A 19,274-nucleotide genomic window follows, 5' to 3' on the forward strand; every position below is an offset into this window, starting at 1 on the left:
ATGACAGCACTGTTCTCGCGGAGTTCAAGACTGTATGAACCGTACAGTTACCCCGTAAGGTAAATGATATGGTAAACCGACGCACCCCCTTCGACGAGATGGACAGCACCATGAACCGCATGTTCCGCACCATGTTCGACGAGTTCGGCTCCGGGCTCGGGCTCGACTACAGCGGCGAGGGGCGGATGGGCCGGCGCGACATCCACCTGAACATCGACGAGTCCGACGACGGCTACGTCGTCATCGCGGACCTTCCGGGCTTCGAGAAGGAGGAGATCGACCTCCGGTTCGACGACGGCTTCCTCATCATCGCGGCCGAGCACGAGGTGTCCGAGGGCGACGACGCGATGCACTACACCCGCTCGCGCAGCGCCTTCGAGCGCGTGCGCCTCCCCGAGGGCGACATCGTGGTCGAGGAGATCGAGGCCGAGTACCACAACGGCGTCCTCGAGATCCACGTCCCGATGGCCGAGGCGATGGACGAGGACGAGGGCCACCGCATCGATATCGACTGAGCGGTCTCCTGTCTTCCCCCCCACCGTGACGGCGGGCCGAAGGAGACCGCGACGGCGAGCCCGGCCGAACCTGATGGCTCATGACCGTCCGGCCGGCGCTCCAACGGGACGCCATCCCGGCCGTGTGGTTCCTCCAGATGAATGTCACCATTGATTACCCCCGGGACGCAGTATCACGGCAACAGGTATGTCCGGAACATCGAACGAGCCGCCGTGGCTCCAGGCCGAACGGGACTACACCGACGAGGTCGTCGGGGAGAACACCATCCCGCAGCTGTTCGCCGAGAGCGCGACCCGGCACGCCAACCGGGACGCACAGTGGTACAAGGGTGGTATCTACCAGCGGTCGCTGGCCGACGGCATCGTGCCGGCAGCGCCGAAGGACCAGTACGCCTCGCTGACCTACGACGAGATGTTGAACGTGGTCCAGCGGCTGGCCGCCGGCCTTCGCGACATCGGCATGGAGACGGGCGACCGGGTCGGCATCTTCGCCGGCACGCGGATGGAGTGGGCCCAGAGCGACCTCGCCGTCCTCTCGGCGGGCGGCGTCGTCACGACCGTCTACACGGAGTCGAGCCCGCGGCAGGTCCGCTACCTGCTCGACGACCCCGACGCCGACGGCGTCGTCGTCGAGAACGAGGCACTGCTGGAGCGGGTCCTGGAGGTCGAGGACGACCTCGACCTGGAGTTCATCGTCGTGATGGACGAGCTGGACGACGAGGCCCACGTCGAGCGCGCGGACGTGTTCACGCTGGCCGACCTCTACCGCCGTGGCGACGAGGCGTTCGACCCGGACCACTGGGACGAGTGGCTCCACAGCCGCGAACCGGAGGACACCGCGAGCCTCATCTACACCTCCGGGACGACCGGCCAGCCGAAGGGCGTCCAGCTGAGCCACGCCAACTTCCGGGCCAACATCAACGGCGTCCGCAAACGGTTCGGCCCCCGCAACGACAAGCCCGCCGACGTGCCCGTCCTGGACGAGTCGGCCCGCTCGCTGTCCTTCCTCCCGCTGGCGCACGTCTTCGAGCGGACGGCCGGGAACTTCGTCATGTTCGCCTCCGGTGGGACCGTCGCGTACGCCGAATCCACCGACACCATCGCCGAGGACATCCAGCTCGTCGAGCCCACCACCGCGACGAGCGTCCCCCGGGTGTACGAGCGCATCTTCGATCAGATGCGGGCCCAGGCAACCGAGTCCGACACCAAAGAGCGCATCTTCGAGTGGGCCATCGAGATCGGCCGCGAGCACGCCCGCACCGACGACCCGGACCTCGGGCTCCGGGTGAAGTACGCCATCGCGAACAAACTGGTCTTCTCGCAGGTCAAAGAGCAGATGGGCGGCAACATCGACTTCTTCATCTCCGGCGGCGGGTCGCTCTCGAAGCGCCTCGCCGAGCTGTTCGAGGGGATGGGCCTCCCCATCCTCGAGGGGTACGGTCTCACGGAGACCGCGCCCGTCGTCTCCACGAACCCGCCGGAGGACCCGCGTCCCGGCACGCTGGGCCCGGCGCTGACGAACGTCGACCTCAAACTCGACAGCTCCGTCATCACGACCGAGCAGGCCCAGAAGGCCCGCCCGGACAGCAAAATCGGCGAACTGCTCGTGAAGGGTCCCAACGTGACCGAGGGCTACTGGGAGAAGCCCGAGGCGACGATGGACGCCTTCACGAAGGACGGCTGGTTCCGCACGGGCGACATCATCGAGCGGACGAGTGACGGCTACCTCGTCTACCACGACCGGCTGAAGCAGCTGCTCGTGCTCGACACCGGCAAGAACGTCGCCCCGGGACCCATCGAGGACGCCTTCGCCACCTCCGACCGCATCCAGCAGGTGATGGTGATGGGCGACAACGAGAAGTTCGTCTCCGCCCTGGTCGTCCCGGACTTCGAGGCCATCCGGCGCTGGGCCGACCGCGAGGGCGTCGACATCCCGGACACGAACGAGGGCATCTGTAACGACCCCCAGGTCCGTGAGTACGTCGAGGCGGAGGTCGACCGCGTCAACGAGCAGTTCGAGAAGTACGAGCGCATCAAGGAGTTCCGGATGGTCCCGGTCGAGTGGACCCCGGAGAACGACCTGTTGACACCCTCGATGAAGGTCAAGCGGCGGAACGTCCTCGACCGCTTCACCGGGAAGTACGACGACATCTACGGCGAGCAGGAGGCCCGCGCCGCGGCCGACGACTGACTACGCCGCGTCCGGCTCGCTGTCGAGGTTCTCCTTGCCGTTCCCGCTCGCGAGGGCCGCGACCGAGTCCAGCCCGTCCACCACGTGCGTCGGCGTCACCCCGTCGGGCACCGCGGGGCAGTGGGGGCGCCGGACGAAGACCGAATCCAGTCCCGCCTGCTCGGCGGCGACCACATCGCTCGCGCTGTCACCCACGTAGAGCGCCGTCGATGCGTCCAGGTCGGCCAGTGCGCGGTTCAGATAGTGCGTGTTCGGCTTCTTCCGGTCGAGGCTCTCGACGGTCATCGGGCGGCCGTAGTGGGTCTCGAACCAGCCGCCGAGGTCGAAGAAGTCCAGCACGAACGCGACGGTGCTGTGGTGGTTGTTGCTGACGACGCCCCGCGCGGTCGGGATGTCGGCTACGGCGTGGATGTCGTCGTACGTGGTGCGTTCGCCGGCGTGGAACGCCTCGATCTGGGAATCCTCGTCGAACCGTTCGCGGGCGGCCCAGAGGGTCGCTGGGTCGAGGTCGTGTGCCGCGGCCACCTCGCGGAGCGCGTCGATGGTCACGCCGTGCCGGAGGGCCTCGACGTGGTCGGGGTCGGGGTCGGCAACGCCGACTGACTCGAAGGCGGCCGCCACGGCCGCAGCCTGCGTCTCGGGGGCAGGTGGCTCTACCAGCACCCCGTCGTTGTCGAAGAGGACCGCATCGTATGGGGACACGACCGATGGTAGCCAGAAGCGGGTGTTGACCGTTTCGGAGCGTCAGTCCTCACCGTCGGCGCCGACCTCGGCCGGGGTCGTCCCGCCCGGGTCGTCGTGCTCCCCGCCATGGTCCGTCGTCCCGTCATCCTCGCTCGCGGCGGTGCCACGCGGTGGCTGGTCGGTGTCGGGGCTGGCGCTCGGGGCCGATTCCCGGCCCGCTGACAGTTGCTCGGCCAGTTCCTCCAGCCGGCGTGTCTGCTCCCGGTTGACCGTGACGATGATGTCCGAGAGGACGCCGAACATGACGAGCTGGACGCCGAGGATGATGCCCGCGGCGGCGACCACCGCGAGTGCCTCGTGGGAGATGTCGTTGACGAGGAAGTCGTAGCCGACGTAGGCCGCGACCAACAGCCCCACGAGCCCGCTCACGCTGCCGACGCTCCCGAAGTAGAACAGCGGGTTGTTCGTCTTCGCCAGTTTGTACAGCGTGAGGAAGATGTTCGCCCCGTCGCGGACGGGGTGGAGGTTCGTCTCCGACTCGTCAGGGCGGGCGCCGTAGGTGATGGGAACGACCTCGGTGGCGGTGCCGTGTTTGACGCATTCGACGCTGAGCTCCGTCTCGATGCCGAACCCGTCCGAGCGGAGCGCGTACCGCTCGACGGAGTCTCGGGTGAAGGCGCGGTAGCCGCTGAGGATGTCCTGCAGGTCGCGGCCGTGGATGGTCGCGAACGCGCGGTTGACGATGCGGTTCCCGGCGCGGTTGAGCCGGGTCATCGCCCCCTCCTCCATCTCCGCGAACCGGTCGCCGATGACGTGCTCGGCGCGCCCGTCGAAGATGGGTTCGAGCATCGACTCGGCATCCTCCGGTCGGTACGTGCCGTCCGCGTCGGCCATCAGGACGACCGGCTCGTCGATGTGGGTCAGCCCCTCACGGACGGCCTGACCCTTGCCGACCCCGCTCTGCTCGACGACGCGTGCGCCGTGCTGGCGGGCGACCTCCTGGGTGCCGTCCGTGGAGTGACCATCGATGACGAGGACGTTCTCGAATCCCTCGTCGCGGAACCCGTCGATGACGCTCCCGACGGTCTCGGCCTCGTCCAGCGTCGGCAACAGGACACAGACGTCGTCGCGGTCCATTCACCTCCCGGTCGACGGCGCGGCCGCAAAAGCGCTCCGGCCCGCGCCGAGGCCGTGGCTCGCGGCCACGAGACGGGTGATGGGTGCCGTGGGTGGTGGCCTCCCCCTACTCCTCGCGCTGCTCGCTCAGATGCTCCCAGACCTCCGTGCAACCACACCCATCCTCGACATCGGAGAGATGCTCCTGCTCCGGTTCACTATCGGACATTTACTCGATTGGTGAGTAACTCTGCACCGACATAAGATTTCCCCCGTTTCGTCGCTGATTCACCGGCGCGTTTACGGTCGCCCCGGGTGAGCGTCCCCCTATGCCCGACGGGGACGGCACGGACCTGTTCGACGCGCTCGACCTGACGGAGTACGAGGAGACCGCGCTCTCGAACCTGCTCCGCCTCGGACGGACGACCGCCCCGAACCTCGCTGAGGCGACGGGCATCCCCAAAGCCCGCATCTACGGCGTTCTCGACGCGCTCGCCGACCGGGGCTTCGTGAAGGTGATTCCCGGTCGTCCGAAGGAGTACCAGTCGCGCTCCCCCGCGGAGATCGTCGACCGGGCGAAGGAGAACCAGCGACAGGCGTACGAGTCCACGGCGACGGAACTGGAGGCCGGCCGGGAGGCGTTCCTCGCGGAGTTCGGTCCGCAGTTCGATTCCGCCACCGAGGACGTGCGGCCGGCCGAGGAGCTGTTCCACGTCGTCGATGTCGGCGAGCCGAGCGAATCAGAGACGCGCCGGCTCTACCACGAGGCCGAACGGGAGGTCCGGGTACTCACCAAATCGTGGGAGTACCTCGAGAGCGTCGAGCCGGCACTCCGTGACGCCCTCGACCGTGGTATCGCGGTCCGGGTGCTGTTCCTCCATCCCGACCGCCTGAGCGACGAGAACCGACGCATCCAGGCGGGTATCGTCGACCGACTACGCGAGGAGTTCCCGGGTGTCGAGTTCCGATTCGCGGCGGGGGCGCTCCCGTGGCGCGGGACGCTCACCGACCCGCCGGCCGACGCGGGTGACGCGGCCGGGGGCGAGAGTGGCGAGGCCATCTTCCTCGTCGAGGAGCCGGAGGTACCCAACCACATGCGGCAAGCTGCCATCACCGAGAACGAGTCGTTCGTGGCCGGACTCAAACGGTTCTTCGACCTCGTGTGGGAGCACGAATCGGTCGACCGCCGGGACGACTGACCCGCGGGTGCGCCATCGAGCGCCCGAAGGACAGGAGTGAACTACCCGCCTGCCGGACCGGGCGTATGACCGACGAGGACACCGACGGCTCGGCGACCCGGCACCGGGAGGGTCCCCTCGAGGGCCTCCGGGTGGTGGACTTCTCCGGGATGGTCGCCGGCGGCTTCGCGACGATGACGCTCGCCGACTTCGGCGCCGACGTGGTGGCGGTCGAACATCCGCAGGCCGGTGACCCTGTCCGTGACTGGGGCCCGTTCGACCCCGAGTCGGGGATGTCGCTGTGGTGGAAGGCACTCGCGCGGGGGAAACGGTCCGTCACCTGCGACCTCTCGACGCCGGAGGGCCACGCGCTCGCGCTGGACCTCGTCGAGACCGCCGACGTGGTCGTGGAGAACTTCCGCCCCGGGACGATGGAACGGTGGGACCTCTCGTACGACGACCTCCGCGAGGTCAACCCCGGGGTCGTGATGGTCCGCATCTCGGGGTACGGCCAGACCGGACCACGAGCCGAGCAACCGGGCTTTGGAACCGTCGCGGAGGCGATGTCCGGGTTCGCGCACGTCAACGGGTTCCCCGACCGGGAGCCGCTGCTCCCGCCGATTCCGCTGGCCGACATGGCCGCCGGCCACTACGCGGTCCAGGCAGCGATGTTCGCCCTGTTCGAGCGCGAGGTCGGGCCCGGTGGCGACGGCAGCAGCGAGGGCCAGGTCGTCGATGTCTCCCTGTACGAGTCGCTGTTCCGGATGTTCCCGGGCGACGTGGAGGCGTACGACCGGCTGGGGCAGGTTCGCGAGCGTCGTGGGAACCACCACAGCAACGCCGCACCGCGGAACGTCTACGAGGCACAGGACGGTTACGTTGCGCTGTCGGCCTCGGCTCAGTCCATCTTCGAGAACCTCGCGGAGACGGTCGGCCACCCGGAGCTACTGGACGACGAACGGTTCGCCACGAACGACGCGCGGGTCGAGCACGCCGACGAGCTGGACGAGTACATCGCCCCCTACATCGCCGAGCGGACCGTCGAGGAGGCCATCGCTGACCTGGGCGCGGGCGACGCGGTCGTCGCGCCGGTGTACGACGTGAGCGACGTGTTCGAGGACGAGCAGTACGCCGCCCGCGACAACCTCGTCGAGGTGACCGACGAGGACGTCGGGGAGATTACGACCCACGGCGTGGTCCCACGGCTGACGCGGACGCCGGGCGCGGTCGAGCACCTCGGGCCGCGACGGGGACAGCACAACGAGGCGGTGTACGGAGCGGAGCTGGGGCTGGACGGGGAGACACTGGACGACCTCCGGGAGCAGGGGGTCATCTGAGGGCTCTGTCGAGGTGGACGAGCGCGTACGTTAGCGAACAGGCGACGCGACCGAACTCCGGACCGTGCGTCGCGCTGGTGGAACCGACCGGAGGGTGGCGTTCCCCCCGCTCGGACCGGCGGCCCGAAGATGGCTCGTCAGGTCACGGGGACGCTGGTCCCGGCCCGGTACTTGAACTTCAGTCCCAGCCGTCGCCGAGGAGCCGGCACAGGAGGTCGCGGTCGAGCGTGTTCTCCGGGAGCTCCTCGACCCACCGGATGGCCTCGATATCCTCGTCCGGGAGCCCCGGGTCGTCGCCGAGTGCTGTCGATTCGGCAGTCGCGCGGTGGATGGCGAATCGGAACGACAGCCCATCGTCGCCATGCCGGAGGATGTTCCGAACGATGGCCAGCCGCTCGCCCGGTGTGATGTCGATACCGGTCTCCTCTCTGAGTTCACGCACCAGGGCCTCGTCGTGGTCCTCGCCGGCCTCCACCTCGCCGCCTGGGAGGAGCCATCGGCCATCCTCGCGGACGAGCAGTACGCGCCCGTCGGCTTCGACGAGCGCACCGACGCCCCACTCCAGCCCGTCATCGCCGCGGATGCGCTCGCGGGCCTCGGCGAACTCCTCGGCGTCCAGACGGTGCGCCCGCTCGCGACGGTACTCGCCGTCCTTCCGCCAGGTCCGGACCGTCGTCTCCGGGTCCGTGTCGTCGATAACCGGGTCGGTGTCGTCGCCCTCTGCTCCGTCCCGTGTGTCGTCGCTCACGATTCAGGGCAGGTCCACGTCTACGCCCGCCTGCTCGCTCGCGGCCGTCACGGTGTTGTAGAGGAGCATCGCGCGGGTCATCGGCCCGACGCCGCCGGGGACCGGCGTGATGGCGCCGGCCACGTCCTTCGCGCTCTCGTACTCCACGTCGCCGATGAGCTCGTACCCCTTGTCCGTGTCCGCGTCGACGCGGTTGATTCCGACGTCGACGACCGTCGCGCCCTCTTTGACCATCGAGCCGTCGATCATCTCGGGAACGCCAGCGGCCGCGACGAGGATATCGGCCTCGCGGGTGTGTGCCGCCAGGTCCTTCGTCCGGGAGTGGCAGACCGTCGTCGTCGCGTTGCCGAGGGGTTCCTTCTGGATGAACAGGTTCGCCATCGGCTTGCCGACGATGTCCGAGCGACCGACCACGACCGCTTCGGCGCCCTCCGTCTCCACGTCGTAGGCTTCGAGGAGCTTCTGGATACCGTGGGGCGTGCAGGGCTTGAACCGGGCGTTGCCCGCGACCATCCGCCCGACGTTCTCCGGGTGGAAGCCGTCCACGTCCTTCGCAGGGTCGATGGCGCGGAGGACACGACGCTTGTCGACGTGGTCGGGGACGGGCATCTGCACGAGGATGCCGTTCACCGCGTCGTCGGCGTTGAGGTCCGCGATGGTGTCGAACAGCTCCTCGGCGGGTGCCTCGGGGTCGATCTCGACGTGGTGGCTGGTGATGCCCACCTCCTCGCAGTCGCGCTGCTTCATGGAGACGTACGTCTCGCTGGCGGGGTCGTCGCTCATCAGGACCGTCGCGAGCCCCGGCCGCGCGTCGGCGTCCGCGAGCCGTTCGATGGCGCCCGTGAGCCCGTCCCGGATGTCGGCGGCGACGGCGTTCCCGTCGATGACCTCTGTCATGTCCCAACCGCGGCGGCGCCCGGTATTCAAAGCCGCGATGCGCGCGGGCGCTGGCGCGACACCCTGCTCAGACGAACCGGTTCCCGCGACGGCGGAACTCGCGGCGCTCCGCGGGTGTCGGCAATGAACGGTACTCGTACGCCTCGGTCGGGTTCGGTCGCGGGTCGGGCGATTGGCCGGCCCGGAGGTCAGCGAGCAGGTCGACGACGAGGAAAGCGCCCGTCTCGGCCAGCTTCCGGTTCACGTCGTGCATCGAGTCGTCGGCTGCGATGGGGACCGAGCGCTGTCGGAGGATGGGTCCCGCGTCCCACGCCTCGGTCATCAGGTGTGCGGTGACACCGGTCTCGTCGTCGCCGTGGTAGAGCGGCCAGAACGCCGTCGCACGGCCGCGGTACTTCGGCAGGAGCGAGCCGTGGCAGTTCACCGCGAGGTTCGCGGCATCCAGGACCGGCTCCGGGAGCAACTGCCCGGCCACGACCGAGAGCAGCAGGTCGGGGTCCCGTTCGCGTATCCAGTCCGCGAACGCAGGAGCGCCCGCGTCGGGGACCTGTCGGACCGGGAGGTCGTACGACCGGGCGAGGCGCTCGACGGACCGGTAGCCGCCTGGGAGCCGTCGCTGGACCGGTCCCGGGAGTGCGCCGGCGAGTCGACCACCGACGAAGCGGCCACCGAGCCGAACCGTGCCCCGAGGCCCCCACGCACGGACCTGCTCGCGGAGCTGCTCGACGGCCCCACCCTCGAACGGCACCAGCGCGACGCCCTCGATGGCGTCCGCGTGGGCCTCGAACACCGGCCGGAGGTACTCGGGGAGGTAGAGCGGCTCCTCGCTGGTCGCCAGGACGACGCGCACACACCGTCTCCCGACCTGCCGGGACTTCAGTCCGACGCCCACACAAAGCACTCATACCGCGCTGTCGCAGGCCCCGATATGCGACAGCTCCGCATCGCTGCCGCAGTGGTCTCCCTCCTCGGCTTCCACGTGTGGCACGCCCTCCTCCGAATCGCCCGCCCCGGTACCGGGCCGTCGGGAGCGCCGGTCGCGACCGACGGTGGGCCGGAACCGGCCGTCGTCGAGCACGAGCGCGGCTGGTACGACTACCTCCGCGGGTTCCACGCCCACCACGGCGACCCCGAATCGTACGGCGTTCCCGCGGCCCCCGGCGACGGGCCCGAACACGGCGACCTCTGGCACGGCCTCGACGCGTGGTGGCAGTCGAACTGTCTCCGCGGCTACACCCTCGGCGACGACGTGTACGTCTGCCCCGGGACGCCGCGCGTCGTCCGCGTCCACCAGGCCGGCCACGCACCGTCGTTCGGAAGCGAGTTCCCAACGCTCGCCGACGACCGGCGCGAGAACGGAGGACTGCCCGACGAGCCCCTCCGGACACTCGACGTGATGCTCCCCGGGCGGTTCCCGCACACCTGCTGCCGGCTCCGCGACGAGCGTGGCCTCCGTGAGCGGTACGGCGAGTGGCTCCACGAGGGACGCATCCGTCGGTTGCCGGGCTGAACGGTCGAGCCAGCGGCCCTCCCGTCCTACGGGCAGTCCTCGTCGGCCAGCGACGCGCGCTCGGCCCGCCCCGGCGAAAAGCTGCCCCCGTCCGAGCGAGGCGTTCGCACTCCTCGAGCGACCGCGACCCGCAACCGTTTCAAGTGCCCCGCCGAACCGTCGCCCGATGACGGACGGGGACCTCACCGACGAGGAGCGCGAACGACTGGGCGACGTGGTCGCGCTCCAGCCCACGAAGAACTCGGAGCTCGCTGACCGCTGGGGGCTGGAGGGCGGCAGCGAGGTCCACTCCTATCTCGAGAACCATCTGAAGGACTACTACTTCCGGGACGAGAACAGCCTCATCCGGGCCACCGAGGAGGCCGCCGAGATATCGGGTGTCGACCCCGGTATCAGCGAGAACGATGACGGTAGCCGCGTCGTCCGCGTCCCGGACCTCCAGTACCACGTGCTCCGGGTCCTCGCGGACGAGGACGAGGAGCCACAGAGCGTCGTAGGCGTCCTGCAGGCCGTGCGCGCCCTCGACGAGGGGCTCGACCCGGACAACGACGGAATCCGGGAGGCGCTCCGCTCGCTCGCCAACAAGGGCGTCGTCGAGAAGGTCCAGCTCACCGTGCCGACCTACCGACTCGCGATGTCGCGTGACGACCTGCAGGTCGAGCGACTGGACGACTGACGGCGTTCCGGGCCGTCACCGTGCCGGCCCGTGTTCCCGGCTGGCGAGAACTAGCCATACACCCACTATCTTCGGTGCCCTCTCTCCGGTATGGGACTCGAATCAGTGATGACGACGGATGTCGTGACGGTCGACCTCGACGACACCGTCATTGAGGTCGCCGAGGTGTTCCGCGAGCGTGACGTGGGCAGTGCGGTGGTACTGAACGCCGACAGCGAGGTCTGCGGCATCGTCACCGACCGCGACCTCGTGGTGTTCGGCCAGGAGTTCGTCGAGACGCTGGAGCGGACGGTCGTCAACCAGGTACTCTCGCCCGTCGTGTTCACGGTCTCGCCGGACACGGACACGCACGAACTCGCCCGGATGATGCGCGAGGAAGGGGTCCGACGGGTCCCCGTCGTCGAGGACGGGGACCTGCGCGGCATCGTGACACTCGACGACCTCGTCGTCGTGCTGGCGGAGGACCTGGAGAACCTCGCGGCCCTCATCAGGTCCGAATCGCCGTCGCGGATGGTCGTGGACTGACGCTGCTCCCCGCCACCGCGGGGACGGTGCCCGTTCGTGGCAACAGGGATATATGGAGTTCAGGACAGATATCTGCCGGATAACTGGGAAAGTTCTGCGGCTTGCTGTGTATTGTTCTGCTATTCTCGAAACCGCTCCCGCTGTCGCTCCAGCAGCCGCTTCGCCCCCTTTCCAGGCCCACCGTCGATCGGCCAGCCATTCGCCCGCCATGCCGGTGGCTCCGGCTCGAACTGAGGGCACGACCCCGAGCACTCGCGGGCCGTGACACAGCGGCCCTTCGCGGCGCAGGCCGGGAGCGGTGCCTCGGCGTCGGCCAGCCGGAAGTGCCGGCAGTCAGTCCGGACCTGGTCCATGTAGCCGCGCCAGCCCCGCTCGTAGGCGCGCTCGGCGATCTCCCGGCGCTTGCCGGCCTTCCACTCGGCGTCGGCGTACTCGAACCGGGCGGCCGACTGGTCGTGCGCGCCGCCGTCGGGCCGTTCGAGGATGCGAGTCCCGGGGGTGTCGACGGCCAGCGACCGGGGGTGCCAGACCGGTTCGACGTCGAGTCCCGCGGGGCCCTCCCCCTCGCGAACGACGAGGATTCCGGCCTCGGCTGGGAGGCGCTCCAGCAACGCGGGTTCGACGCCATCGCGTCCGATGGTGCCATCGCCGTCGTCATCGCCGCTTCCGTCGCCCGTGGCGGCGCGCGTCGCCACCCACACCTCGTCGGCGAGCCCCAGGGCCACGTCGCGCTCGAGCTGGTCGCCCAGCACCCGCGCGGCGCTCGCGTCGAGGTCCGGCTTGTTCTCGATGGCGACGACCCGTTCGACCCACTCCGGGTAGCGCCACCGCCGCCGGAGTTCGATACGGTTGCCGCGCTTGCGTCTCTCCACGAGGTCCCGGTCTGCGGCGGTGTGAACCGCCTCGCGGACGTACTGCCAGGGGTAGTCCGGTTCGGGGAGCGCGTCCCGGTACCACGCCCAGTCGGCCGGCGCATTGCGGACGACGTGCAGCAGGTCCGAGTCGAGCGCCCGGGCGCCGAACACCGCGCGCGCGGCGAGCTGCTCCCGGTCGCATTCCAGCACGAGCGTGTCCCACCGGCGGTTCTGGACCCCGAGCTGGCGGGCGACCACGGCGACGCGGTCCTCCGGCAGGTCACCGCCAGGGGACCAGCGCGCCTCGGCCCACCGACAGACCCGGAGCTCGAAGGGGAACTCGCGGTCCGGGAGCGGCCAGCCGCCGACTGCGGCGTCGGTCACGGCTGGCCCGAGGCGGGCGGGTGGCTAAACGGTTCCGTCGGCGGCCTCCGGACCGTGGTCGGTGGGCGTGCCGGGCCGGGCGGCGCTACGATTCCCCGTCGCGCTCGCCCCCGTCGGCCTCGGCTGCCCCCTCGGTCTCGACCTCCGCGTCTGCCTCAGCCTCGTCGTCCTCATCCGCCTCATCCGCCTCATCCGCCTCGTCTGCCCCGTCCGCCTCGTCCTCCTCCAGCACCTCGTCGAGGAAGTCGTGGGCCTCCCGGAGGATGTCACGGGGGCCGTCCTGCGTGATGGTGTTGATCGCCTGCTCGTAGTCGCGCCACTGCAGGTCGCGGTGCTCCTTCGACAGTTCGGCGGACGCTTCGAACGACTTCGCGATGAACAGGTGGACCGTCTTGTGGATGGTCTTGCCGTTCGCCTCGAACACGTAGTCGTAGTCCTCGCGGAAGCCATCGATGAGCCGGAAATCCTCGATTCCGGCCTCCTCCGTCACCTCGCGGATCGCCGTCTGCTGTAGCTCCTCCTCGCCCTCGATACCGCCCTTGGGGAACTCCCAGTCCCCCGGACGCGACTTGAGCAGGAGGTACTCACGACGGCCACGGGTGTCACGAAAGAGGATGGCTCCCGCGCTCGTGGCCTCTATCATTGGAGACGAGTATACGACCATGCGTTAAATCGGTGTCGGACGCTAGACCTGTCCGATTCCGGATGGTGTCCATCGCCGGCCGGGTGGGTCGGGGTCCGTTCCCGCCCTGCTTCCGCGGGACCGGTGCGTTTAGTACCGGGAGTCGACAAGGGCGCCCATCATGGAGTTCTGCGACGAGTGCGGTTCGATGATGCACACGGAGGACAGCGAGTGGGTCTGCAAGTCCTGCGGCGCCACGAAGCCCCGCGACAGTGCCCGGGACGCGGCGATGACCACGACCGAGGGACAGGACACCGACAGCGGCCCCGTCGACATGTCGGAGGTCGACGACGAGGAGATCGGCCCGACGACGAAGGTCATCTGTCCGGAGTGTGGCCACGACCGCGCCCGCTACGAGATGAAGCAGATCCGCGCTGCCGACGAGTCCGAGACGCGCTTCTTCACCTGCACCGACTGCGGGAAGAAGTGGCGCGAGGACGACCACTGACCCCCGGAACGCCCGACGCCGACCACCGGAGTCGCCCGCCCGAAGGCTGCGTTCCGGGGCGACACGTTTTAGCCGCTGGGCAGCCACGGTCGGGTAGCCATGGGCAGCACGCGTCACCCGCGTCGACCCCGCAGCGTCCGCCAGCCCGCGGTCCGTGCGGCGCCGTGTTGCTGTTGTTGACTCTTCTGTCCGTCTTCCCCCGGTTCCGCTGTCACCGTATCATCCGCTGATCACGACACCCCTACACCCACCACATGCTCGACCGCATCCGCGAGGATATCCGCACCGCCCGCGAGACCGACCCTGCCGCCACCAGCACCGCCGAGGTCCTGCTCTACCCCGGCCTGCACGCCGTCTGGTGCCATCGGCTGGCTCACGCGCTCTCCGACCGGGGGCACTCCTTCGCCGCCCGGCTGGTCTCACAGCTGGTCCGGCTGTTCACCGGCGTCGAGATCCACCCCGCGGCCGACATCGGTCGCCGGTTCTTCATCGACCACGGCATGGGCGTCGTCGTCGGCGAGACGGCCGAGGTCGGTGACGACGTGGCCTGCTACCACGGCGTGACGCTCGGCGGCGACTCGCCACGGCGGGAGAAGCGCCATCCGACCGTCGAGGACGGTGTCACGCTGGGCGCAAACGCGACGCTCATCGGCGATATCACCATCGGCGAGGGTGCCACCGTGGGTGCCGGCGCGGTCGTCTCGAAGGACGTGCCTGCCGGCGCAACCGTCGCGGGGAATCCCGCCCGACGGATCGACGCCGGGGACACGGCTGATGCCGATGAGACCGCCGACGAGGTCACCGAGGGCGACGAACTGGCCGTCTGTGGCCCCGACTGTCCCGCGGAGCCGGCCGACTGAGCGGGCGGGGGCGGCCCGCCGTCAGCAGCAGAACATGAACGGGAACATCAGCGCGACGCGGTCCCCGTCCTCGAGTTCGGTATCGAACCCGTCCAGATGCTCGTTGAACGTTCCGTTGACGACGACACGGACGTAGGGGCGGGTCTGCTCGCCCTCGGGGTTCTTCGCCCAGTCGCCCGGGAGATCATCGATATCGACCCAGCCCTCCGTACTGGCCTCGGCCTCGGTCTCCGCGACGAGCATCTCCTTCAGCTCGGGATGCTCGGCGAACAGCGCGTCGAGGAACTCGCGGAGCGTATCTCCCTCGAAGGTGTAGTCGAAGCGGTGCTCGCCGAGTTCACGCCGGACGTGACCGGTCGCCTTCACGTCGACCGTGGTCGTCACCGCCTGCTCGCCCGCCGCGTCGGTGGTCGTGCTCATGACGGAGCGTTCCGGCGACATCCGCCTGTCTATTCTCCCGAATATGTTCGGGGAGGGGGGCGGCACTGGCGGCGATTCGAGGGGCGAGGGGCCGAGAACGAGCCCGAGAAACAGCAGAAGCGGCCCCCAGTGGCGTGTCTCAGCAGGTGAGCGGTTCGACCAGCTCGATACGGTCGCCGTCGGACAGCTCGGCCTCGGCGCCGCCGCGGTACTCGTTGAACGTCCCGTTGACCATCACGCGGACGAACGGGCGCTTCCCCGCTTCGAGGTCGTCCCGGATGTCGGTCCAGCCGGCGTCGTCCTCACGACGCGTCTCCCCGATGAGGAGGTCGGCCAGCTCCGGCCGCTCGCCGAGGAGCGCCCCGACGAACTCGCGGAGCGTGTCCCCCTCGAAGGTGAACTCGAAGCGGTTCTCATCGAACTGTCGCCGGAACCGGCCACACGCGCGCACATCGACGGTCGTCGTCTGTGCCGCGGCTGTCCCTTCGGCCGGCGCCTCCGCACCGGGTGGTGTGTCGGTGAGGCCTGTGGCGTTGGGGGTCATACACTATCGTTGTGGGGCCCGCATCATGAAGCTGCTCCCGGTTCTCGACGGACGGGAATAAGTGGCCTCAGCGTCGCTCGCGGCCTGATAGCGTCCCACACGGCGCCGCCGGTCCGGGCGGGAAGCGGACTCGCCTGGGGATCGCCGGTGTCGGTTTCGCAGACGCGCGTGCCCGCCGCCAGGCGAGTCGAGGGGCCCCGCCCGCTGCCTTCGCATGGGTTTTCAACCGGGGCTTCGAGTAGTCGTTATGGCGCGGAACCCGCGCTCGGAGCCGGACCCACCTCTCGGTGATGTCCTCACGGCGCTCGATGACGCGGACTGTCGGGCGATCATCCGAGCGCTCGACGAACCGCTCTCCGCGGGAGAGGTGTCCGAGCGGTGCGACATCCCCTCATCGACGGCCTACCGGAAGCTCGACCTCCTGACGGAGGCCGACCTGCTCCGTGAGGCGACCGAGGTGCGGCCGGACGGCCACCACACGACGCTGTACGAGGTCGATTTCGAGCGTGTGGTCATCGCACTCGACGAGGACCGCTCGCTCGAGGTCGGTATCGACCGGCCGACACGGTCGGCGGACGAACAGCTGGCGGCGATGTGGAAGGAGGTACGGAGGGAAACCTGACCATGGTACATCCGATAGGAATCACAGTAGCGAAGACGGTGACCCTGCTCCTGGGCGGGCTCATCACCTACATGACGGCGAAGGCGTATCGACGGACTGGAGCCCCGTCGCTCCGAGCGCTCGCGATCGGCTTCGGCATCATCACCATGGGCGGCGTCATCGCTGGGGTCGGTGACCTCGCGGGGATCGTCGACCTCCGGACCAGCGTGCTGGTCCAGAGCGTCATCACGGCCATCGGGTTCGGCGTCATCACGTACTCGCTGTACCAGGAGTGATCGCCGCGGCCCCGGCGCCCGTTCCCAGCGGCTGGGAGCCGGCAGCCCGTGCTATTACCTCACGTGGCATCTACTCTGATATGTTCCCTAGCGAACCCCTGCTGGTGGCCACCAAACTGGCGACGCTCGCGCTCGGCAGCGTCATCGCGGTGGTCGCCCATCGGGCATACCGTCGCACCGGCAACCAGTCGCTCCGTGCGCTCGCTCTCGGCTTCGGCCTGCTGGCTACCGGGGCGGTCGCTGCCGGACTCCTCCACATGTCCGGCGCCCTGTCGCTGGCCGAGAGTCAGACCATCCAGAGTCTCTGCACCGCTGCCGGCCTGGCCGTCATCGTCCACTCGCTCCTCATCGACGACGCCCCCCGGCCGGGCGTGGGACAGGACCAGCGCTCGACCGGCGGCCACAACTGACACGCGTCAGCCGTCGGTCGGCACGTTCGGACTCCCGTCCTCATGGTGGTGCCACAGGTAGAGCGCGGCGTACGACCGGAACGGCCGCCATGGCTCGGCGCGCTCGACCATCTCCGCGCGAGTGAGGTCCCCGTGCAGTGACTCCATCGCGCGCCGGATGCCGAGGTCCTCGACGGGGAACACGTCCTCACGGCCGAGGGCGAACATCGCGAACATCTTGCCGGTCCAGTCGCCGACGCCGCGGATGTCGGTCAGGTCGTCCACGACGGCCGCGTCGTCCATCGTTGCGAAGCGGTCGCGGTCGAGGCGACCCTCCCGTGCGGCCTCGGCGGCGCTCTGCACGTAGTCGACCTTCTGCCGGGAGAGTCCCACATCCCGGAGCGCGTCCTCGTCGGCCGCGAGCAGGCCCTCGGATGTCACCTCGAAGCGGTCGAACAGTCGCTCGCGGATCGCCGCCGCGGAGGCCGAGGAGAGCTGCTGGTTGACCAGCGAGACGACGAGCCGCTCGAACGGGTCGCCGGTCGGGTCGAGTTCGAGGGGGCCGTACGACTCGACCAGCGGTGCCAGCGTCTCGTCGCCGGCGAGGTGAGCGTGCGGGTCCTGCGGCTCATCGGAGGTTCCGTGGGAGACCGCGTCGTCATCGTCGGCGTCGGGGGCCATCGACGCCGACTCGGTGGCCGGGGCGGATATGCCTCTCGCTCGTGGCGAACAGGCGGCACGACAGCGTCCCGAACCGTGTGCCGCGCCGGCGGAACCGAGCGGGGAGTGGCGTCCTTCCCGCTCGGGTCGGCGGTCCGGGAGCGACTCGTCAGGGCATGGGGGCGCTGGTCCCGGAATCTGCCTTCAGATCTCGGACGGTGTGGGGCCGCGCCGGCGTGGCTGGTGGAGAATAATTCTGATAATCGTCGAACAATCGAGTTCAGGGCCAAATTTCTGCCGTAGGTCGGAATCTGGAACGCTGACTTCTACTCTTCTGCGAGCTCCTCTTCTTCGGCGTTCTCCCCGGGGCCGAGGTCGCTGTCCGCGCGCCGCCGGACGTCGACCCGGTAGTGTTCGAGGATGTCCCGGCCCAGCAGCATCGGGTAGTCCATGTGCGAGCGGTCCTCGACGGACGCGGCGACGGTGTGCTGGGTGCCCCCGACGCCGACGACCACGTCGACGACGGGACGGGACTTGCCGGACTTGAGGCTGCCCGATTTGATCTTCACGATGTCCTTGATGGGGCCGGTCCCGACATCGGCGGCGAGGCGGGCGTCGATGCTGGTCCTGGTGGCGCCCGTGTCGGATTTGGCCATGATGGACTTGCGCCCGCTGGTGCCGATGACGTCGACCTCCTCGATGTAGCCGATGACGGCGGGTTCGCTCGCCTCCTCTGTCTCGATGCGCGGCGCACAGGAGGGCCGGGAGTCGTCGAGCGTGGTCTCCAGCCGTCGGACGGCCTCCTCGTCGACGGTCGCGCCGGCGCAGTCGAGTGCCAGCCGGGCGATGTGCGGTGCCGGCGAGCGCCCGGTCGCCTCGAACAGCCCCTTGAACCCCGCCGTGGGGTTCACCTCCAGAATGAACCAGCCCTCGTCACCCTCCACGAGGTCGACGCCGGCGTAGTCCAGACCCACCACGTCCGTCGCACGGGTCGCGATGTCGACCACCTCGTCGGTGAGCGCGTCGCCGGCGTTCTCGACGTCGCCGCCGAGCGCGACGTTCGTCCGCCAGTCGTCCTCCGGAGCGTGTCGCCGCATCGCCCCGACCACCTCGCCGCCGACCACGTACACCCGGAGGTCGGTGTGGCTCTCGGGGTCGCGTTCGAGGAACTGCTGGATGAACGCCTGCCGTGTCCCGACCTTCGGGTTGATGGTGTCCTCCTCGCCGAGCTTCCAGGTCCCGCCGCCGTGCGTGCCGATGGCGGTCTTGTAGACGAACTCCGGGTCGAACCGGTCCCGGCCCTCCTCCATCCGGTCCTTCGAGAGCGCCATCAGTGCGTCCGGGACGGGGAGCCCCGCGTCGGACAGCGCCGCGGCACTGGCGAACTTGTGGAGCGCCGTCAGCGTCGCGGGCGGCCGATTGAGCATCGGCGCCAGCCGCTCGACGGTCGCGGCGAGTCCCAGCAGCTCGGCCGGGTACCCCTCCTTCGACAGCAGCAGCCGGTTCACGACCACGTCCACGTCCGGCTCGAGCCGTGGTTCGCCGTCCTCGATCTCGACCGCGAGGTTCTCGGCCCGGAGCCACTCCGCCCCGTAGCCCAGATCATCGACCGCGTTCAGGATCGCCTTCGTCTCCTTCGAGTTGTGGAGACTCAGGACACCGACCGTCGTCTCGCCGGCATCGCCACCGGGCGGGGTTCCCGTACTCATACCTCTAGCCGTTCGGGGGTCGGACCCTAATCCTGACGGTGCGTACGGCC

23 protein-coding genes and 1 pseudogene are annotated in these 19,274 nt (G+C 69.2%); 12 read left to right on the forward strand and 12 right to left on the reverse strand.

Translation table 11 applies throughout. From position 1 onward, the window contains the following. The first annotated feature begins 68 nt into the window (after window positions 1-68). Complete coding sequence (locus NL114_RS14580) at window positions 69-515, forward strand: Hsp20/alpha crystallin family protein (RefSeq protein ID WP_254821647.1); 447 nt, start codon at window positions 69-71, stop codon at window positions 513-515. Between the two features lie 187 nt (window positions 516-702). Next, window positions 703-2,706, forward strand: coding sequence for an AMP-dependent synthetase/ligase (locus tag NL114_RS14585; protein ID WP_254821648.1), 2,004 nt, complete (start codon window positions 703-705; stop codon window positions 2,704-2,706). On the opposite strand, the gene NL114_RS14590 is transcribed toward NL114_RS14585, so the two are convergent. The 3 genes from NL114_RS14590 to NL114_RS21875 all read right to left on the reverse strand — a co-directional run bounded on the left by NL114_RS14590 (window position 2,707) and on the right by NL114_RS21875 (window position 4,735). Further along, complete coding sequence (locus NL114_RS14590; protein WP_254821649.1) at window positions 2,707-3,408, reverse strand: HAD family hydrolase; 702 nt, start codon at window positions 3,406-3,408, stop codon at window positions 2,707-2,709. Between the two features lie 42 nt (window positions 3,409-3,450). After that, a complete protein-coding gene (aglJ, locus tag NL114_RS14595) occupies window positions 3,451-4,527 on the reverse strand; it encodes an S-layer glycoprotein N-glycosyltransferase AglJ (RefSeq protein ID WP_254821650.1) in 1,077 nt (358 codons plus the stop codon). A gap of 106 nt (window positions 4,528-4,633) precedes the next feature. Beyond that, window positions 4,634-4,735 carry a DUF8595 family protein gene (locus NL114_RS21875; RefSeq protein WP_491543632.1) on the reverse strand — a complete coding sequence of 34 codons (102 nt, stop codon included), beginning with the start codon at window positions 4,733-4,735 and terminating at the stop codon, window positions 4,634-4,636. Between the two features lie 100 nt (window positions 4,736-4,835). On the opposite strand from NL114_RS21875, the gene NL114_RS14600 reads away from it, so the two are divergent. Together NL114_RS14600 and NL114_RS14605 are read left to right on the forward strand one after the other, a co-directional pair. Further along, on the forward strand, window positions 4,836-5,705 hold the full coding sequence (locus NL114_RS14600; protein WP_254821651.1) for a TrmB family transcriptional regulator: 870 nt from the start codon (window positions 4,836-4,838) through the stop codon (window positions 5,703-5,705). A 65-nt stretch (window positions 5,706-5,770) separates the two neighbouring features. Continuing rightward, on the forward strand, window positions 5,771-7,021 hold the full coding sequence (locus NL114_RS14605) for a CaiB/BaiF CoA transferase family protein (RefSeq protein ID WP_254821652.1): 1,251 nt from the start codon (window positions 5,771-5,773) through the stop codon (window positions 7,019-7,021). A gap of 178 nt (window positions 7,022-7,199) precedes the next feature. On the opposite strand, the gene NL114_RS14610 is transcribed toward NL114_RS14605, so the two are convergent. From NL114_RS14610 to NL114_RS14620, 3 genes are all read right to left on the reverse strand, one after another. After that, window positions 7,200-7,769, reverse strand: coding sequence for an NUDIX domain-containing protein (locus NL114_RS14610; protein ID WP_254821653.1), 570 nt, complete (start codon window positions 7,767-7,769; stop codon window positions 7,200-7,202). Between the two features lie 3 nt (window positions 7,770-7,772). Further along, entirely contained in the window at window positions 7,773-8,666 is an 894-nt protein-coding gene (gene folD / locus NL114_RS14615; RefSeq protein ID WP_254821654.1) for a bifunctional methylenetetrahydrofolate dehydrogenase/methenyltetrahydrofolate cyclohydrolase FolD, read from the reverse strand. 67 nt (window positions 8,667-8,733) lie between these two features. Continuing rightward, complete coding sequence (locus tag NL114_RS14620) at window positions 8,734-9,516, reverse strand: methionyl-tRNA formyltransferase (RefSeq protein ID WP_254821655.1); 783 nt, start codon at window positions 9,514-9,516, stop codon at window positions 8,734-8,736. 78 nt (window positions 9,517-9,594) lie between these two features. On the opposite strand from NL114_RS14620, the gene NL114_RS14625 reads away from it, so the two are divergent. The 3 genes from NL114_RS14625 to NL114_RS14635 all read left to right on the forward strand — a co-directional run bounded on the left by NL114_RS14625 (window position 9,595) and on the right by NL114_RS14635 (window position 11,377). Continuing rightward, window positions 9,595-10,176, forward strand: a complete 582-nt coding sequence (locus NL114_RS14625) for a hypothetical protein (protein ID WP_254821656.1) — start codon at window positions 9,595-9,597, stop codon at window positions 10,174-10,176. Between the two features lie 166 nt (window positions 10,177-10,342). Further along, entirely contained in the window at window positions 10,343-10,852 is a 510-nt protein-coding gene (locus tag NL114_RS14630) for a DUF5797 family protein (protein WP_254821657.1), read from the forward strand. A gap of 90 nt (window positions 10,853-10,942) precedes the next feature. Next, a complete protein-coding gene (locus tag NL114_RS14635) occupies window positions 10,943-11,377 on the forward strand; it encodes a CBS domain-containing protein (RefSeq protein ID WP_254821658.1) in 435 nt (144 codons plus the stop codon). Window positions 11,378-11,496: 119 nt separating this feature from the next. Here the strand turns inward: NL114_RS14635 and NL114_RS14640 are convergent, their stop codons facing one another. Together NL114_RS14640 and NL114_RS14645 are read right to left on the reverse strand one after the other, a co-directional pair. Next, the gene (locus tag NL114_RS14640) at window positions 11,497-12,615 is read right to left on the reverse strand and encodes a DUF5787 family protein (protein ID WP_254821659.1); all 1,119 of its coding nucleotides are present in this window, start codon (window positions 12,613-12,615) and stop codon (window positions 11,497-11,499) included. A gap of 211 nt (window positions 12,616-12,826) precedes the next feature. Then, a pseudogene (locus tag NL114_RS14645) lies at window positions 12,827-13,258 on the reverse strand (bis(5'-nucleosyl)-tetraphosphatase); the annotation flags it as partial. A gap of 160 nt (window positions 13,259-13,418) precedes the next feature. Here NL114_RS14645 and NL114_RS14650 point away from each other — a divergent pair. Both NL114_RS14650 and cysE read left to right on the forward strand, forming a co-directional pair. Then, window positions 13,419-13,745, forward strand: coding sequence for a transcription factor S (locus NL114_RS14650; RefSeq protein WP_254821660.1), 327 nt, complete (start codon window positions 13,419-13,421; stop codon window positions 13,743-13,745). A 254-nt stretch (window positions 13,746-13,999) separates the two neighbouring features. Continuing rightward, window positions 14,000-14,605 carry a serine O-acetyltransferase gene (gene cysE, locus NL114_RS14655; RefSeq protein WP_254821661.1) on the forward strand — a complete coding sequence of 202 codons (606 nt, stop codon included), beginning with the start codon at window positions 14,000-14,002 and terminating at the stop codon, window positions 14,603-14,605. Between the two features lie 21 nt (window positions 14,606-14,626). On the opposite strand, the gene NL114_RS14660 is transcribed toward cysE, so the two are convergent. Together NL114_RS14660 and NL114_RS14665 are read right to left on the reverse strand one after the other, a co-directional pair. After that, a complete protein-coding gene (locus NL114_RS14660) occupies window positions 14,627-15,025 on the reverse strand; it encodes a MoaD/ThiS family protein (protein WP_254821662.1) in 399 nt (132 codons plus the stop codon). A gap of 139 nt (window positions 15,026-15,164) precedes the next feature. Then, window positions 15,165-15,569: a MoaD/ThiS family protein gene (locus NL114_RS14665; RefSeq protein WP_254821663.1), complete on the reverse strand. Its 405-nt coding sequence runs from the start codon at window positions 15,567-15,569 to the stop codon at window positions 15,165-15,167. A gap of 247 nt (window positions 15,570-15,816) precedes the next feature. Between NL114_RS14665 and NL114_RS14670 the strand changes: the two genes are divergently transcribed. From NL114_RS14670 to NL114_RS14680, 3 genes are all read left to right on the forward strand, one after another. Continuing rightward, on the forward strand, window positions 15,817-16,191 hold the full coding sequence (locus NL114_RS14670; protein WP_254821664.1) for a winged helix-turn-helix domain-containing protein: 375 nt from the start codon (window positions 15,817-15,819) through the stop codon (window positions 16,189-16,191). Window positions 16,192-16,193: 2 nt separating this feature from the next. Next, a complete protein-coding gene (locus tag NL114_RS14675; protein WP_254821665.1) occupies window positions 16,194-16,466 on the forward strand; it encodes a DUF7521 family protein in 273 nt (90 codons plus the stop codon). A gap of 80 nt (window positions 16,467-16,546) precedes the next feature. Beyond that, window positions 16,547-16,876, forward strand: coding sequence for a DUF7521 family protein (locus NL114_RS14680; RefSeq protein ID WP_254821666.1), 330 nt, complete (start codon window positions 16,547-16,549; stop codon window positions 16,874-16,876). A gap of 6 nt (window positions 16,877-16,882) precedes the next feature. Here the strand turns inward: NL114_RS14680 and NL114_RS14685 are convergent, their stop codons facing one another. Together NL114_RS14685 and NL114_RS14690 are read right to left on the reverse strand one after the other, a co-directional pair. Further along, entirely contained in the window at window positions 16,883-17,536 is a 654-nt protein-coding gene (locus NL114_RS14685; protein WP_254821667.1) for a DNA-3-methyladenine glycosylase family protein, read from the reverse strand. Between the two features lie 305 nt (window positions 17,537-17,841). Next, window positions 17,842-19,224, reverse strand: coding sequence for a RimK family alpha-L-glutamate ligase (locus NL114_RS14690; RefSeq protein ID WP_254821668.1), 1,383 nt, complete (start codon window positions 19,222-19,224; stop codon window positions 17,842-17,844). Between the last annotated feature and the right edge of the window lie 50 nt (window positions 19,225-19,274).

Source organism: Haloglomus halophilum, from assembly GCF_024298885.1.
GTDB lineage: Archaea > Halobacteriota > Halobacteria > Halobacteriales > Haloarculaceae > Haloglomus > Haloglomus halophilum.

Bases quoted from the DNA above. Each gene is read 5' to 3' on its own strand.
- aglJ (WP_254821650.1), bottom strand. From the start codon at position 4,527: ATGGACCGCGACGACGTCTGTGTCCTGTTGCCGACGCTGGACGAGGCC.
- NL114_RS14670 (WP_254821664.1), top strand. From the start codon at position 15,817: ATGGCGCGGAACCCGCGCTCGGAGCCGGACCCACCTCTCGGTGATGTC.
- NL114_RS14660 (WP_254821662.1), bottom strand. From the start codon at position 15,025: ATGAGCACGACCACCGACGCGGCGGGCGAGCAGGCGGTGACGACCACG.
- NL114_RS14600 (WP_254821651.1), top strand. From the start codon at position 4,836: ATGCCCGACGGGGACGGCACGGACCTGTTCGACGCGCTCGACCTGACG.
- NL114_RS21875 (WP_491543632.1), bottom strand. From the start codon at position 4,735: ATGTCCGATAGTGAACCGGAGCAGGAGCATCTCTCCGATGTCGAGGAT.
- cysE (WP_254821661.1), top strand. From the start codon at position 14,000: ATGCTCGACCGCATCCGCGAGGATATCCGCACCGCCCGCGAGACCGAC.
- NL114_RS14680 (WP_254821666.1), top strand. From the start codon at position 16,547: ATGTTCCCTAGCGAACCCCTGCTGGTGGCCACCAAACTGGCGACGCTC.
- NL114_RS14675 (WP_254821665.1), top strand. From the start codon at position 16,194: ATGGTACATCCGATAGGAATCACAGTAGCGAAGACGGTGACCCTGCTC.
- NL114_RS14585 (WP_254821648.1), top strand. From the start codon at position 703: ATGTCCGGAACATCGAACGAGCCGCCGTGGCTCCAGGCCGAACGGGAC.
- folD (WP_254821654.1), bottom strand. From the start codon at position 8,666: ATGACAGAGGTCATCGACGGGAACGCCGTCGCCGCCGACATCCGGGAC.
- NL114_RS14605 (WP_254821652.1), top strand. From the start codon at position 5,771: ATGACCGACGAGGACACCGACGGCTCGGCGACCCGGCACCGGGAGGGT.
- NL114_RS14580 (WP_254821647.1), top strand. From the start codon at position 69: ATGGTAAACCGACGCACCCCCTTCGACGAGATGGACAGCACCATGAAC.
- NL114_RS14685 (WP_254821667.1), bottom strand. From the start codon at position 17,536: ATGGCCCCCGACGCCGACGATGACGACGCGGTCTCCCACGGAACCTCC.
- NL114_RS14630 (WP_254821657.1), top strand. From the start codon at position 10,343: ATGACGGACGGGGACCTCACCGACGAGGAGCGCGAACGACTGGGCGAC.
- NL114_RS14690 (WP_254821668.1), bottom strand. From the start codon at position 19,224: ATGAGTACGGGAACCCCGCCCGGTGGCGATGCCGGCGAGACGACGGTC.
- NL114_RS14625 (WP_254821656.1), top strand. From the start codon at position 9,595: ATGCGACAGCTCCGCATCGCTGCCGCAGTGGTCTCCCTCCTCGGCTTC.
- NL114_RS14665 (WP_254821663.1), bottom strand. From the start codon at position 15,569: ATGACCCCCAACGCCACAGGCCTCACCGACACACCACCCGGTGCGGAG.
- NL114_RS14650 (WP_254821660.1), top strand. From the start codon at position 13,419: ATGGAGTTCTGCGACGAGTGCGGTTCGATGATGCACACGGAGGACAGC.
- NL114_RS14635 (WP_254821658.1), top strand. From the start codon at position 10,943: ATGGGACTCGAATCAGTGATGACGACGGATGTCGTGACGGTCGACCTC.